At 38.1% G+C, this 14,661-nt stretch carries 14 protein-coding genes, 1 pseudogene and 1 riboswitch; of the genes and pseudogenes, 11 read left to right on the top strand and 4 right to left on the bottom strand.

All coding sequences use genetic code 11. The annotated features are described in order from the left end of the window. A complete protein-coding gene (pfkA, locus tag IWB18_RS02100) occupies positions 1 to 960 on the top strand; it encodes a 6-phosphofructokinase (RefSeq protein ID WP_195681945.1) in 960 nt (319 codons plus the stop codon). 49 nt (positions 961 to 1,009) lie between these two features. Beyond that, positions 1,010 to 2,752, top strand: a complete 1,743-nt coding sequence (gene pyk / locus IWB18_RS02095; RefSeq protein WP_195681944.1) for a pyruvate kinase — start codon at positions 1,010 to 1,012, stop codon at positions 2,750 to 2,752. Positions 2,753 to 2,791: 39 nt separating this feature from the next. On the opposite strand, the gene IWB18_RS02090 is transcribed toward pyk, so the two are convergent. From IWB18_RS02090 to IWB18_RS02075, 4 genes are all read right to left on the bottom strand, one after another. Then, positions 2,792 to 3,976, bottom strand: a complete 1,185-nt coding sequence (locus IWB18_RS02090) for a hypothetical protein (RefSeq protein WP_195681943.1) — start codon at positions 3,974 to 3,976, stop codon at positions 2,792 to 2,794. Between the two features lie 95 nt (positions 3,977 to 4,071). Beyond that, positions 4,072 to 5,838 (bottom strand): sensor histidine kinase, encoded by a 1,767-nt coding sequence (locus IWB18_RS02085; protein ID WP_195681942.1) that lies wholly within the window; start codon positions 5,836 to 5,838, stop codon positions 4,072 to 4,074. 3 nt (positions 5,839 to 5,841) lie between these two features. Beyond that, positions 5,842 to 6,525, bottom strand: a complete 684-nt coding sequence (locus IWB18_RS02080; RefSeq protein WP_195681941.1) for a response regulator transcription factor — start codon at positions 6,523 to 6,525, stop codon at positions 5,842 to 5,844. 121 nt (positions 6,526 to 6,646) lie between these two features. Beyond that, positions 6,647 to 6,731: riboswitch (cyclic di-GMP riboswitch) on the top strand. A gap of 72 nt (positions 6,732 to 6,803) precedes the next feature. Continuing rightward, positions 6,804 to 7,478, bottom strand: coding sequence for a TetR/AcrR family transcriptional regulator (locus IWB18_RS02075; protein ID WP_195681940.1), 675 nt, complete (start codon positions 7,476 to 7,478; stop codon positions 6,804 to 6,806). Between the two features lie 237 nt (positions 7,479 to 7,715). On the opposite strand from IWB18_RS02075, the gene IWB18_RS02070 reads away from it, so the two are divergent. From IWB18_RS02070 to IWB18_RS02030, 9 genes and pseudogenes are all read left to right on the top strand, one after another. Then, positions 7,716 to 9,098 (top strand): uroporphyrinogen decarboxylase family protein, encoded by a 1,383-nt coding sequence (locus IWB18_RS02070; protein ID WP_195681939.1) that lies wholly within the window; start codon positions 7,716 to 7,718, stop codon positions 9,096 to 9,098. A gap of 98 nt (positions 9,099 to 9,196) precedes the next feature. Beyond that, a complete protein-coding gene (gene rlmD / locus IWB18_RS02065; protein WP_195681938.1) occupies positions 9,197 to 10,585 on the top strand; it encodes a 23S rRNA (uracil(1939)-C(5))-methyltransferase RlmD in 1,389 nt (462 codons plus the stop codon). Between the two features lie 388 nt (positions 10,586 to 10,973). Next, positions 10,974 to 11,240 (top strand): autorepressor SdpR family transcription factor, encoded by a 267-nt coding sequence (locus IWB18_RS02060; RefSeq protein WP_195681937.1) that lies wholly within the window; start codon positions 10,974 to 10,976, stop codon positions 11,238 to 11,240. Between the two features lie 2 nt (positions 11,241 to 11,242). Beyond that, the gene (locus tag IWB18_RS02055) at positions 11,243 to 11,899 is read left to right on the top strand and encodes an SdpI family protein (protein WP_195681936.1); all 657 of its coding nucleotides are present in this window, start codon (positions 11,243 to 11,245) and stop codon (positions 11,897 to 11,899) included. Positions 11,900 to 12,112: 213 nt separating this feature from the next. Continuing rightward, the gene (locus IWB18_RS02050) at positions 12,113 to 12,523 is read left to right on the top strand and encodes a PH domain-containing protein (protein WP_195681935.1); all 411 of its coding nucleotides are present in this window, start codon (positions 12,113 to 12,115) and stop codon (positions 12,521 to 12,523) included. Positions 12,524 to 12,679: 156 nt separating this feature from the next. Continuing rightward, a complete protein-coding gene (locus IWB18_RS02045; protein ID WP_195681934.1) occupies positions 12,680 to 13,339 on the top strand; it encodes a hypothetical protein in 660 nt (219 codons plus the stop codon). Positions 13,340 to 13,471: 132 nt separating this feature from the next. Further along, the gene (locus IWB18_RS02040; RefSeq protein WP_195681933.1) at positions 13,472 to 13,876 is read left to right on the top strand and encodes a GFA family protein; all 405 of its coding nucleotides are present in this window, start codon (positions 13,472 to 13,474) and stop codon (positions 13,874 to 13,876) included. Between the two features lie 20 nt (positions 13,877 to 13,896). Continuing rightward, a pseudogene (locus IWB18_RS12745) lies at positions 13,897 to 14,064 on the top strand (IS3 family transposase); the annotation flags it as partial. Between the two features lie 277 nt (positions 14,065 to 14,341). Beyond that, on the top strand, positions 14,342 to 14,661 hold a 320-nt coding region (locus tag IWB18_RS02030), incomplete at its 3' end, for a hypothetical protein (RefSeq protein WP_195681932.1).

Genomic DNA, 14,661 nt, shown 5'->3' with positions numbered 1-14,661 from the left:
ATGAGAAGAATAGGAGTACTAACCAGCGGTGGAGATGCACCGGGTATGAATGCTGCCATAAGGGCAATCGTAAGGACGGCTGTGTATCACAAAATTGAGGTTTATGGGATTAAAAGAGGTTATTCAGGACTTTTGGATGGAGATATTGAGCCGTTAAACGTATACTCGGTTGCGGATATAATCCATAGGGGCGGTACCATATTAAGGTCATCCCGAAGCGAATATTTCAAGACAGAAGCAGGTCAAAAGAAAGCGATGGAAGTGCTGAAAGAATTTAACATCGACAGTCTCATCGTTATCGGAGGGGACGGTTCATTCAAAGGAGCAAGAGCTCTGAGCAACAGAGGTGTAAATACCATAAGTCTCCCAGGAACCATTGACAACGATATAGGATGTACGGATTATACCATCGGATTTGATACAGCATTGAATACAGCTTTGGATGCCATAGGAAAAATAAGGGATACTACCAGTTCACACAACAGGGTAAATGTTGTGGAAGTTATGGGTAGAGACTGTGGAGAGATCGCCTTGTTCGCAGGATTGGCCGGTGGTGCAGAATCCATATTGGTTCCTGAAAAAGATTATGACCTGGATGCGATCAGCGACAAGTTGCTAAGGGGAAAAGACCGGGGAAAGCTGCACAGCATAATAGTATTGGCTGAAGGTGTGGGAAATTTTCAGGATTTCTGCAAGAAAATAGAGGAAAAAACAGGTGTGTCCACCAGAGGAACAAATCTGGGCTACATACAAAGAGGTGGAAGTCCCTCCGCTTTTGATAGGATACTTGCCAGCAGAATGGGATATATGGCAGTGAAATTGCTTTTGGAGAACAAAACCAACAGAGTGATTGGAATCAAGAATAATAAGTATGTCGATATAGATACAAATGAAGCGTTGGAGATCAAGAAAGATTTTGACTTGGAAGCATACCAAATCGCAGACATTCTATCTATTTAATAATTTTTTATTGGAAGTGTGAAAGTTAAAAATATTATGGAGGTTAAAAATGAGAAAAACAAAAATCGTCTGTACTTTGGGACCGGCCAGTGAATCACGAGAAATGATCGAAAAGCTTGTTGAAAGCGGAATGAACGTTGCCAGACTCAATTTTTCCCATGGAAGTTACGAAGAACACAAAAAAAAGATCGATTTAGTCAAACAAGTCAGTGCTGACAAGGAATGCCCCACAGCGATTTTGCTGGATACCAAAGGGCCCGAGATCAGAATCAAACATTTTTCCGAAGGGAAGATCAGTCTGGAAAAAGGTGATGATTTCATACTTACAACAAGTGATGTGGCCGGCGATAGAACAAGGGTGTCAGTAACTTACGCAAACCTCGCAAATGAGGTGGTTGCGGGAAACACAATACTAGCCGACGATGGATTGATCAAATTCAACGTTGAGAAAGTGGAAGGAAACGACATCCACTGCACAGTTGAAAACGGTGGAGAGTTGAGCAACAATAAGAGTTTGAATTTCCCTGACGTGAATATTAAACTTCCAGCAATAACTCAAAAGGACATAGATGACATCATATTTGGAATAAATGAAGACATAGATGTCATCGCCGCTTCGTTTGTTAGAAAGAAAGAAGACGTACTATCCATAAGAAAAGTTCTTGAAGAGAATGGTGGAGAACATATTCACATCATTTCAAAGATTGAAAACCGTGAAGGTCTAAACAATATTGATGAGATCATCGATGTGTCTGACGGGATCATGGTCGCCAGAGGAGATCTTGGCGTGGAAGTTTCACCCGAAGAAGTTCCATTGGCGCAAAAGAGTATAATCAAAAAGTGCAATCAGGTAGGAAAACCGGTAATAACTGCAACTCAAATGCTGGATTCCATGATCAGAAACCCAAGACCAACAAGAGCGGAGGTCACAGACGTAGCAAACGCCATCTTTGACGGGACGGATGCCATAATGCTCTCCGGTGAAACTGCCGCCGGTAAGTATCCTATAGAGGCTGTTGAGACCATGAATCGAATCGCTTTAAAGACAGAAAGTTCAGCTGAATATTTAAGCAAGATGACACACCTTTTCACCGGAGAAATATCTGTTACAAATGTGATAAGTCATGCAACATGCTCTACAGCAGAGCAACTGAATGCATCTGCCATAGTGACAGCCACTTCTTCAGGGCACACCGCCAGAATGGTGTCAAAATTCAGACCGAAATCGCCAATAATAGCAATTACGGATGATGTTAGAGTTCAAAGAAAGCTTTCTCTTGTCTGGGGAGTCAAATGTCTGGTGACAGCCACTTTTGACAATACTGACACTCTATTTGACGAATCGCTGATGATAGCTGTGGAGAAAAAATTACTCAACAATGGAGATTTGGTGGTTATAAGCGCAGGAGTTCCATTGGGTGTTAAAGGAACGACGAATCTACTAAAGGTCCAAACAATTGGAAACGTGCTTTTAAGAGGAAACGGTATTGGAAAGAGCGGTGTTACCGCTACTGCCAGAGTAGCCAGAGATGAGCATCAGATCTTCAATGAAGGAGATATACTGGTAGCGGAAAATATCGATGAGACTATGATCGAATACGTGAGGAAAGCATCGGGAATAATTACTGAGGAGGGTGGATACACTTCTCAAGGTGCTATTGCTGCATTGCAGTTCAAGATACCTATAGTGCTTGGTGTCGACGGAGCGACAGATAGCATTGCGGACGGAAGCGTAATAACAATTGATCCCCAAGGTGGTTACATCTATCAGGGAAAAGCAAGAGTGTTGTAATGAAAAAAAGTCGTTGATCGAGATCAGCGACTTTTTTTATTAACTTGCATTATAGTCTATGGAATAAACAGTATAACTTATTTTTCGATTGTCGGTGTTTGCATCGTTAATTTCAAAAACTGTGAAGTAAACCGAGTCCTTTTTAGGATGAAAAACAACTGTGTATCCGTACACGTTAAGGTTTGAAGCCAACTGAAGTGAATCAGTCCCATCTGTCTTCATCAACCAAAGATTTTGGCTGTTGGAAGAGGGATCGTTTCTTTCGCTGAAAATCAGTTTGTCACCGGAATTGGAAAATGAGAACAATCCAATGTAACCTTCTTTCAGCAATTTACCGGTGGAGGATGCCAGGTCATAAAGAATGAGTCTCTGAGTGTCTTTTTCTCCAGCCAAAGTATAAAGGATTTGGCCTTGTTCCTTTGACAGAGTAAAATATCTGATGTTGCTGTCGATCAAAACAGGAGCAACTTCTTTTTTGTTCAAAGAAGCAATGTAAAGGTCATAGGTTTTTGTAGAGTCGTCATATGTGCTAAAAACAGCCATATTTTCTTTTTCCCATAAATCAACGCCAATTATCGTCAATTTTTTAGAAAGTTTGTAAGTGCGATTGGCGCCAGCAACCCCTGCAATGGCTTTGTCCAAATCTACCAAGGTTATTTCTGAACGATTGTTTGCATAAACAAGGGTATTCTCGTTTACCATGGAATATCCAATGGATACCGATTCGTTTGAGGAACTTAAGTTTTTGGTTGTGTCACCGGTATTGTCGCTCCATACAAGTCTCAGATTGGGAATCTGATCGGCACTTGTTGTTTCCAGATAAACATATCCGTCATTGTTTAAGTCTATCCGCCCGTTCACCTGATTTTTGTTGGAGTATACAGGTGGATTTGATTGACCTGTTTCAATGTCGTATATGCTCATGTTCAAAAATTTCTCATTTTGAAGAATGCTGTCCTTCAGTTGCGCATCGACCTGTTTGCTGGTAAGCAGGTAAGACCCGTCTTTGGATATATCCCAAACGATACCGCTCGTAAGTTTGCTGTTTATGCTTTCAATTTGAAGATTTGCCGACCTGTCTGAACTGATATGGACATTACTGTTTACAGTATTGCCGTTATTGCTCAGAATCACAGGTTCATTTTCTTTAATGAAGAAAGGTGTGCATCCGCTGATAAAGATCACTATCAAAACCCATACTGGAAGTAATATTAGTTTTTTCATTTTGTAAAGTCCTTTCGGAAAATATGATTCATCATCACATTCTACATTTTTCATGTGTACAAAAACGGTACAAGGGTGTAAAAAAAATGTAAAACCTATAATGGCAGGTTAAATTGAATCATAGTACCTTCATCAGGCTGGCTTTCGACAAAAACGCTGCCTCCATGACGTTGGACGATATCTTTTACGATGGCAAGTCCCAAACCACTGCCACCGTGGTTACGGGATCTGTCCTCGTCGACCCGATAAAAAGGATCAAAAATTTTATCTTTGATTTCCGGTGGAATTCCAGGACCGAAATCTCTTACTGAAATCTCAACAAAGTTTTCTGTAGTTGTGGCCAGGACTTTTATAATATCCCCTGACTCAGAATACTTAATGGCGTTGTCCAGTACGTTTATCATTACCTGCTTCAAACGATCAAAATCTCCTTTTATGAGAGGTAGATCCGTGCTGTTGTACAAAATATCGATGTTATATTTATTGGACTTGATCTTCATTTGTGAAATGACTTCTTCCAACAGGATGTTTAAATCTATATCGGAAAATTTCATGCTGAATTGCGCGTTCTCCAGTTTTGACATATCCAAAAGATCGCTGACCAACCTTAATAGTCTCTGTCCTTCGCTGTTTATGGTTTGAAGGCTCTTTTGAAGCAATTCGGGATTTTCCGTGCCCCTCCGTTGAAGCAGGTCGCTGTAGCCTATTATAGTGGTCAAAGGGGTTCTCAGTTCGTGAGATACGCTGCTGATAAAAAGTCGTTGTTGATTTTCAAGCTCGACCAATTTTGTAATATCTCTAACCACCAGCAGTATCCCAATGGTATTGGAACCGCTTCTGATCATATTGCAGTAAACATGCAGTCGCTTTTGATCATAATCTATTTCTTTTGACAGATCCGTACGCTCCCTTGCCACATGGTCGATCATCTCGGCTAGATCCTGCTTGTCCAGAAGAGACTGCATGCCGGCCTTTTCATCGTGGATATCAAGAATTATTCGTGCTGCCTGGTTTATGATAAAGGCTCTGTTGTCCAAATCCATGGCTATTACCCCGTCTTCTATTGATGCAATGATGGAGGAAAGCTTTTGTTTCTCATTTTCTATCTGATTTAATTTTTCCTTTATATGCAGGCTCATTTTATTGAAGTTGGTGGTAAGATTCCCGATTTCATCATCCACATTGTATTCGAGAAGTTCGTTGAAATTACCCGCTGAGAGGTTCTTGGTTGATTCCACCAGTTGATTTATTGGTTTGAAAATTGAGTTCGAAAACACGTTGCTAACAATAAAAACCACCATAAATCCTATAAATGATGCACCAAGAAAGAGAAATATCATTCGTCCGATAATATCATCCAGATAAGAAAGGGACTGCAGTATAAACAGTGCTCCAACTTTTTCGGAATCAATAAAAACGGGCATGGCGTAGTATATGCTGCTGGAGCCGCTTATTCTTTTGTACACGGATACTGATTTTCCTTCATCCAGTCCTAGGGCAATTTGTATTTCTTCCAGGTTTTTGATGTCTTCATTTGTATCTAGGTTGGCTGAATCGGCTACAAGAAGCCCATCAAGATCAAATAAAAGCACACGAGTGTTGTTGATCCTAGCCAGATCTTCAGAGATGGATAAGGCATTTTCCTTGTAGGCTGAAATATTTCCTGCTGAAATATCGGCGGATTTGATCTCTTGTGAAATATAAAATTGGGATTCAGTGCCCATTTCGAGAAGTTGATTTTGAGTGTTGTTGAAAGTGTAATATAAAAGACCCTGTATTACAAAGATTGCCAAAAGGACCATCGTTAGTAAAACGATGATCATGTTGGCAAGAACAAACTTTGTGCGGAAAGTAAATTTCATATATTAAAAATTCCTCATTTTATAGCCTACTCCAAAAACTGTTTGAATGTAATCCTGGTCGGAATGATCGGCAATTTTCTTTCGAATTCTTTGAATGTGCATGTCTACGGTTCGAGTGTCCCCAAAATAATCGTATCCCCAAACTTTTTCGAGCAGATTTTCCCTTGAAAAAACTTGTTCCAAATTTGATATTAGAAGCAGTAGCAATTCGTATTCCTTGGGAGTCAAATGTATTTCCTGATTGTTTATAAGTACTTTTCGCTCATTAAGAGTAAGACTGATCTCGCCGTTTTTCAATACATCGGTTTCGTGCTTAACAACAACTTGGGACCTTCTGAGCAAAGCTTTTACTCGAGCTAAAAGTTCACGATTGTCAAAAGGTTTTGATAGGTAATCGTCTGCACCAAGTTCCAAACCAAGGACCCTGTCGATCACGTCGGTTTTAGCAGTCAATAGAATTATTGGGATGCTTTTTTCCATATTGACTTTCTTGCATACGTCAAAACCGTTTATCTTTGGAAGCATTACATCCAAAATAATTAGATCTGGGTTAAAGCTGTCTACCTTTTCCAGGGCTTCCTGTCCGTCGAATGCACTTTCAACCGCATAGCCTTCGAATTCCAAATCCAATCTTATCAAGTCGTTGATGGATCTTTCATCATCTACTACCAAAATTTTTTCATTCACATGAAACACCACCTTTAGAATACTAGTATCATTATATCATTAAATTATTGATCAATATGTGAAAAAATCAAAAGAAACCTTGCAACTGAGAATATTATATGCTAACATAATTTTAGAACTTGTCACGAACCGGCAAACTCGATGAAAGTCGAGGGCGCAAAACTACAGGGCCTAATCGCAGAAGCGTATGGCAGCCAGCAGCCGAAGGGAAGTTTTTTTATTTGGTTTTGATTTATTGTTATTTACAAGGGGATGCCTATGCATCCCCCTTTTTAATGTCAATCTTTTTTGAAAATTTTGATTACAAAGTAATCTTCCAAACTTACACCTACATGTTCAAAAATTTCGTAAGCTCTTTTTATGATATCATCGATCTTGTCCTTTTCGATACCCATTGAATTGTACATCAGTCTGACCCTGAATTCATAAAGTTCCTTTTCATCGGAATGCAAATAGCCTTCGATATATTTTTTGGCTATACCTATTCCTATCGATGTGTTCGCTACCCAAATCAAGCGTATTTGTTCTTCCGTTAATGGAAGTTTGTATCTGTCCACGTGAAGACGATAAAAATACTTCAAAATCTTCATGTCATACTCCACGCCTTCGATGCACATGTCATAATAAAATCTCTCAAGATTTTCGTCCCTTTTCAAGAGTGCGTTTATTACCAGTATTTCGATGCAGGTGCCAACTTGAAGGTCGTATTCGCCATAATTTTCGATCAGAAAATCTTCCACGCCGGCTTTTATCTCAACGTAAAAGTTTCCGTAAATGATCTCTCCGATTTTTTTCTTTGTTTTGAAATAATAATTTATCAGGCCGGGATTGCTGGAAGCTTTTTCACATATATCCTTGTAAGTTGTCTTCTTGAAACCGTTTAGATAAAATAGCTCTTTGCATGCATCAATGATTTTGTTTCTGGATTTTTCTCCGGTTTTATATACGGGCATCGAATCACCTTTTCCTAATGTCGTTAGTTAATAATTATACAACATTAAGGTAGATAATACAATTGCTGAAATTTTAAAGAAATAAAAAAATGAGTTGACTTTATAAAATGTAATGTTGTAAAATTAAGTGGAGTTAACAAATGTGTCACTGAATCAACGCCTTGTAAACGATAACAATATGGTTTATTGACGACAGATCAGTGACAAAGAGAATTAATATTGCGAGGAGGCAATGAAATGAATGAGGAAGTAAAAAAACTGCAGGAAGAACGGATTCAGATCCATACGGATTTTTACAACAACAAGATCCCTAAAAGAATGCCGACAAGCTTCATGGTGCCTGCGCACATAGCGGCTGAGCATTACGGATTGGACGTATTTGAATATCAATACGACTTTTCCAAACTCGATGCTCCTGTCAGAAAGATTTGTGATGAGATCTATTCCGATGGGCCACCGGTCACTCCGGCAAATCAGATTTTCAACAGACTGCCCTCTTTCTATCAGTTGCTTGATTCTCAATCCTTTGTAATGGGTACTGACGGATTTGTCCAACATCCTGAAGTAGTTGGCATGATGGAGGACGAATATCCTCAACTTATTGAAGATCCGTATGCGTTCATAGTTGAAAGAGTAATGCCGCGACAATACAAGAATTTGGATACGTCAAATACGGCAAAATCGATTATAGCGATGCAGAGAGCCAGACTTTCCATGGATGAAGATTTCAACGCCTCTTTGCCCTGGTTTATGGGGATCATGCAAGATTACGGTTATTATCCAGGAGGCCCCCTGGGTTCTTCAGGATTTTGTGAAGCACCTTACGATTTCATAGCAGATCAATTGAGAAGTTTCAGTGGAATAAGCATGGATATAAGAAGACACAGGAGCGAGTTGATTGAAGCTTGCGAGGCTGTGCTGCCCATGATGTTCAAGATGGGAAAACCTGCGTTTGCCCATCCGTTGGGAAGCGTAATGACCCCTTTGCACATGCCGACTTTCATGCGGGAAAAAGATTTTATGGAGGTTTGGATGCCATCCTACAAAAAAATGTTTGAGCAATATGCGGCACTTGGAATCAGAGGCGGAGCCTTCTGTGAAGATGACTGGATGAGATATCTCGACAATCTTCTTGAGTTGCCTTCAGGCATGATATTAATGTTTGAATACGGGGACCCACAAAAAATAAAAGACAAACTTGGAAAGAAGTTTATTATACAGGGACTTTATCCTGTCAACCTTCTAAAATCCGGAACCAAGCAGCAAGTACTTGACAAGGCAAAAGAAATCCTTGATATAATGTTGCCGGGAGGAGGCTATATATTTGGATTCGATAAAAATCCTTTGACATTGGGTGACGTGAATATGGAAAACTGGGCTGCGCTCAGCCACTTCGTTAAGGACTATGCTGTTTATGACAATCCAGGAGAAAATTTTGGAACACCTGTAAACAGCGAGGGATTTGTTTTTGAGGAAGAGAAAATGACCCTTAAATCCAGGTACCTTTTCGACTGGGATGAATTTAAGAAGAAGTACCCAAACACTCCGGAATCTGTTAGAGACAGATTTCAGAGACACGACGACAATATATTTGCATTGTATATGAATATGATGATTTGAAATTTGCCCGGGAAACCGGGCTTTTTATTTAACTTTGTGTTTTCTTCGAGATTTATCCGTTATAATAAAGTTATTAAGATATGGAAAGATGGGTTGAAATGGAGAAGAATACTTTTAATAGGAATAGTTTGGTAAAACTTGAGATCATTGATCTGACAAATACCGGTGAAGGCATCGGAAAAATAGAGGGATTTGCAGTGTTTGTCGATGGGACTGTGCCCGGAGATATGGTAAAAGCACGATTGGTAATTGTGAAGAAAAATTATGCTGTCGGAGTTGTAGAAAAATTTTATCAACTTAGTGAATATCGAGTCGATCCTCCGTGCCAATATTTTGGAGAATGTGGAGGTTGTCAGATACAAAACATCAGGTATGATCGTCAACTTGAAATAAAGAGAAATATAGTCGTAAGTGCTCTTGAGAGAATTGGAGGAATAGAGGATGCCGGAGAGTTGACTCAAAAAACCATAGGCATGGAAAATCCTTATAAATATAGAAACAAGGCTCAATACAAGTTGTCTCCTGGGGGTAAAATCGGATTTTACAGAAAGAAATCTCATCATGTCATACCTTTGCAAAAGTGCATTATACAAATCGATCCAGGTGAAAAGTTGATTTCAGGCATTGAAAGGGGCATAAAAGATTACAAGATCTCCATTTTTGATGAAAATACCGGTGCAGGGTTTTTAAAGGGCATAGTTCATAGAGTCTCGCAGCTGACAGGTGAGATGATGTTGATATTGGTAGTAAACAAAGAAAACGTCAAAGGAAAAAACAACGTACATAAGTTACCGGGATTTGACTCATTTGTAAAGAAGATTATTGACGAAAATCCAGAGATAAAAAGTTTATACATAAATTTTAATAAAGGAAAAAACAACAGGGTTATGGGATTTGAAAATGAGTTGGTATATGGAAAAGAGCGAATCATAGATTCTATCGGAGAAGTTGAATTCAGCATTTCCCCCCTTTCGTTTTTTCAGATAAACAATAAAATGACTGATGCTATTTATAAGACGGCAAAAAACTTCCTTGATTTGACAGGGAGCGAAACAGTATTCGATTTATATTGCGGCATTGGAACCATAGGGTTGTATTTGGCGGACAAGGCAAAAAAAGTGTATGGAATAGAGATCCTGTCGGCTGCCATCGAAGACGCCCAAAACAATGCAAGGTTGAATAACATAGACAATGCAGAGTTCATGGTTGGAAAATCTGAAGAAAAAATCCTTGATTTGATGGATAAGGGAATCAAAGCAGACAGTGTGGTCTTGGATCCACCGAGAAAGGGATGCGATCAAAGTCTTTTGGAGACGTTGATCGAAGCGAATCCGGAAAGGATCGTATACGTATCCTGCAATCCGGCCACATTGGCAAGGGACATAAAGATTTTGTCGGATTCCTACAAGGTACAGAAAATTCAGCCGATAGACAACTTTTCTCATAGTATGCATGTTGAAACAGTCACACTGCTTGTACGGAAGTGAAACGACGTAGAAGCACATGTGCTGTTCATGCACAGTCTGCCCGAGAAAACAAGAGCAGCGAAGTTTGATTGGGTGCAGACCACTGCGGAAACTGTTGCTCTGCTTGTACGGAAGTGAAACACCTTAGAAGCACATGTAGTTTTGCTTTCCAGGGTCAACCGTTTAGCAAAAAGAATAATATCTTTGTTATTTGAAAGTTAATTTATTGGAACGGAGATGGAGTGTAATGGGGAGTAATAAGGGATTAGCAGGCTGGCTTGGATCAATGATCTGAGTCGGCTTTTTTATGTGATATTTAGATAGATTTCAAAATACTGATTGACAGATTTAGATTTTAGTTTTACGATCTATTTAGAAGTATATCTAAACAGGTTGGTGGTGATTGTCATTGGACTTCAGAAAAACATTCAAAGCCCTTTCTGATCCTGTTCGACTAGAGATATTGAAGATGCTTAAAAATGGGCGAATGTCAGCCGGCGACATTGCATCAAAATTCGATATAACCAATGCAACCGTTTCATATCATCTTAGTCTATTAAAACAAGCAGATTTGATTTATGAAACAAAGATAAAGAACTTTATCTACTATGAGTTGAACACTACTGTATTTGATGATTTAGTCATATGGATAAAACAGTTCTCTAAGGAGGAATGAAAATGACAATTAAGCGTTTGATAAACTGGATATTAGCTTTAACACCAATAGTTATCACATTAATTGTATTACCGGTGTTGCCGGATAAAATTCCCGCTCACTACGGATTTGATGGGAATGTTACACGCTTCGGAAGTAAGTATGAATTGTTGATTATGCCTATAATAACTATTGGCATATTTCTGCTCTGGCTATTATTAGAGAAACATCTGATGAAAGACAAAGAAAAAGGTGCACACAACTCAAGAGGTATTTTTTGGATTAGTATAGTTATGACATTTACATTTGCTATGTTGCAGGTTGTGTTTTTGTACTCAGCTTATAGAGGTGTTGGAAACCTAGATGATTTCGATTATCAAAAAATTATAGCGGTTGCATTAAGTGCAAGCTGGATAGTGATAGGGAATGTACTTCCAAAACTAAAACAGAATGGCTTGGTGGGCATAAGAACACCCTGGACATTAGCCAGTGAAAACAATTGGTACAAAACACATAGAATGGGTGGAAAACTAGCAGTTGTTACCGGAACAATATCAGGGCTATTGTGCTTGTTTGTTTTTAGTGGTGAAGTAGGGATATGGGTTTCCTTAGGGAGTAGTATCGCAATGCTTGTACCTATAGCGATTTATTCATACCTTGTATACAAGCGTGAGGGCTGAGAAATGTTATGAACAGCATAAGTTATTCATTAAGCTACAGGGAAAATTAGGGACATCTTAAACCGAGATGAACAAAACAGGCTACTTCGATTTCTAACTAACCAAGTTCGATGTTACAATGGCATAAATGACCAAATTGATTGGTTAGTCATACTTTGTTAAAAATATGTTAGTTGTACATTCATAAAGACTAAATATTCAGGAGTGGTACTTATGCATTTTAAATCTCAAATTGATGGATGGTTTAAAATCGTGATATGGTTCTCAATTGCAATAATGATTACTACGTTAATTTGTATACCAAAAGATGAATATCTTATAGGCTTTAGTGTCGGGATACCTATGATAATTTCTCTATTATGGATATATTATGGTTCTTATTTTGAAATCAGAGATACATATTTACTGTGCAAAGTAGGGCCATTCTCAGAACGGATTTATTATGATCAAGTAGAATCTGTTAAAATGGGTGAGGGAATCTTGATATCAATGGCACTTTCAAGGGAATACATAGAAATCAAACATAGTAAAAAAAGGAATGATTTGGTCATTACCTACATATCACCATTGGACAGGGAAGAGTTTGTGAAAGAGTTAAGAAAAAGATGCTACAATTTGAAATAGATAGTTGTTCGTAAAATCAAACAGTTCGTTTTATAATTGACTTAGCAATATAGTTGTTATATATGATTATGAAAAGACTGTGAGTGGAACAATGAAACTGAAAAAACGAATAATATACTATGAATTTAAACAAATAATTTGAAAGGCGGGAGTTTTATGGATAAAGAAATTCTGATAAATCGTCTAAAAGCAAAACCGGACTTGAATCTATTTGTCGTTGAAACCATCGAAAACACAACGATTTTAAATACTTTATTTGAAATCGTCTCAACAGAAACATCCACTATCAAATATGTGTGTACTAAGATCATTCGTATGGTTAGTGAGCAAAAACCAGAATTGGTCTATCCCTACTTTGAGGAAATTTCCGAATGGCTTCAACATAAAAATAGTTTCATCAAGTGGGACGGAATCCTGATTCTATCTAATCTCTCGGCGATCGACGTTGAAGATAAGTTTGGGGCAATCTATCAAGACTATTTTGCATTGATTCAAGATCCACAGATGATTACTGCAGCTAATGTTATCGGCAATGCATGGAAAATTGTACTTGCCAAGCCTGAACTGGAAAGTGATATCACCAGGAGATTATTAGAAGTGCCAAAAATTATTTATTTAAGTAAAGGCAAACCTTCGTCGGAGTGCAATTCCATAGTGTGTGGGCAGGTGTTGGAATGCTTTGAGCATTATTTTGACGTTTCAGAGAATCAATCTGCCATGATCGATTTTGCAGAAAGACAGTTAGGAAGTCGCCGAAAAGCGGTGGCAAAAATCGCTGAGAAGTTTTTACGACATCATTCAGACAAAAGAATATAATTAAGATGTTTTCGAAGTTTACAGAGCGGGGCAGATGAAATTGATTGATTTTATGGAGAGGATATCTATGATAGAAAGTCATGGGGAGAAAGTCTAATGAAGAAGTGAATTATTTAGAAGGGAGATTTGATTATGAAACATTCAGGATCATGTCTTTGTGGTGAAGTTACTTTTGAGATAGAAGGAGAATTTGAAAATTTCTATCTCTGTCATTGTAAGCGATGTCGAAAAGATACAGGATCAGCACATGCCGCCAATCTTTTTTCATCTACGGCCAAGTTAAAATGGCTGTCTGGTAAAGAAAAAGCGAAAACCTTTAATTTTCGTTTAGAGGGACATATAAAAAGTTTTTGTACCAATTGTGGATCTGCATTGCCAAATATTCAAATGGATGGAAAATTACTGGTCGTACCTGCGGGAAGTATTGACAGTGATATTAATATTAATCCGCAAGGACATATCTATTATAAAAGCAAAGCAAACTGGGATGCCGAGCTTGAGAAAGTACCAAAGTTTGAAGAGCTCCCAAATGGATAAAAAATTAATCGTCATTTAAAGTATTTAAAACGGAATTCATATACCAGAATGTACTTGCACCTCTTGATGAATTGAAAACAGGTCTATCTGACTATATCCACTGTTATAACAACATCCGAATACATTCATTGCTAGGTTACCAGACACCTGTCGAATATCGATTGTCTGACCTTAGGAAAACTGTTTAAATAAGTGTTGACGATCCACTATGTAACTTTGTTTTTTACAGGTGCTGGTGGCATGCTTAGTGTAGCTGCATATGCAGGTCGAGGATGGTGTATTGTTTCTATAGTATTATTCTTGTTAATGACTGTATTGGCATTTGTTCAAAGAAAGGTGACAGGAATGTAAGCAGAGTTTAATGTGTAATAATGTAATAATATCGTAAGTTCATTTGACTACATGTAAGAAATATGTTACATTAAATATGTAATATATTTCTTACATAAGAAAGGAGTTATAGTTATGAGTAACGCAATGAAATATAACTTAATTCAGGTGTTTAGTTGGACTTTAGTTGCAATAGGAATGATTACGATATTCCTTATACCCGATACAATTAATAACTGGGGAGACAACAGGACAAAAACTCTTCTACTAGCTTTACTGTTTGTATTTGGTTTTGGTGTAGACGCCATATTAAGGATAGTTGAAAAAACTAGAAAATGGGATATTAGAAGAGATGAAAGAGATGTATCTATTCAGCATCAGTCCCTCAGATTAAGCTTTATTGTACTGATAATCTATATCTATATTATAAGTATAGTATTATATATAAAATATGA

Source organism: Alkalibacter mobilis (genome assembly GCF_015594845.1).
GTDB lineage: Bacteria > Bacillota > Clostridia > Eubacteriales > Alkalibacteraceae > Alkalibacter > Alkalibacter mobilis.
The sequence above is the reverse complement of the archived record's forward strand: the minus strand, read 5'-3'. Positions and strand labels throughout refer to the sequence as shown.

Coding starts and splice junctions, on each gene's coding strand:
- pfkA (WP_195681945.1), top strand. CDS start 1: ATGAGAAGAATAGGAGTACTAACCAGCGGTGGAGATGCACCGGGTATG.
- pyk (WP_195681944.1), top strand. CDS start 1,010: ATGAGAAAAACAAAAATCGTCTGTACTTTGGGACCGGCCAGTGAATCA.
- IWB18_RS02090 (WP_195681943.1), bottom strand. CDS start 3,976: ATGAAAAAACTAATATTACTTCCAGTATGGGTTTTGATAGTGATCTTT.
- IWB18_RS02085 (WP_195681942.1), bottom strand. CDS start 5,838: ATGAAATTTACTTTCCGCACAAAGTTTGTTCTTGCCAACATGATCATC.
- IWB18_RS02075 (WP_195681940.1), bottom strand. CDS start 7,478: ATGCCCGTATATAAAACCGGAGAAAAATCCAGAAACAAAATCATTGAT.
- IWB18_RS02070 (WP_195681939.1), top strand. CDS start 7,716: ATGAATGAGGAAGTAAAAAAACTGCAGGAAGAACGGATTCAGATCCAT.
- rlmD (WP_195681938.1), top strand. CDS start 9,197: ATGGAGAAGAATACTTTTAATAGGAATAGTTTGGTAAAACTTGAGATC.
- IWB18_RS02055 (WP_195681936.1), top strand. CDS start 11,243: ATGACAATTAAGCGTTTGATAAACTGGATATTAGCTTTAACACCAATA.
- IWB18_RS02050 (WP_195681935.1), top strand. CDS start 12,113: ATGCATTTTAAATCTCAAATTGATGGATGGTTTAAAATCGTGATATGG.
- IWB18_RS02045 (WP_195681934.1), top strand. CDS start 12,680: ATGGATAAAGAAATTCTGATAAATCGTCTAAAAGCAAAACCGGACTTG.
- IWB18_RS02040 (WP_195681933.1), top strand. CDS start 13,472: ATGAAACATTCAGGATCATGTCTTTGTGGTGAAGTTACTTTTGAGATA.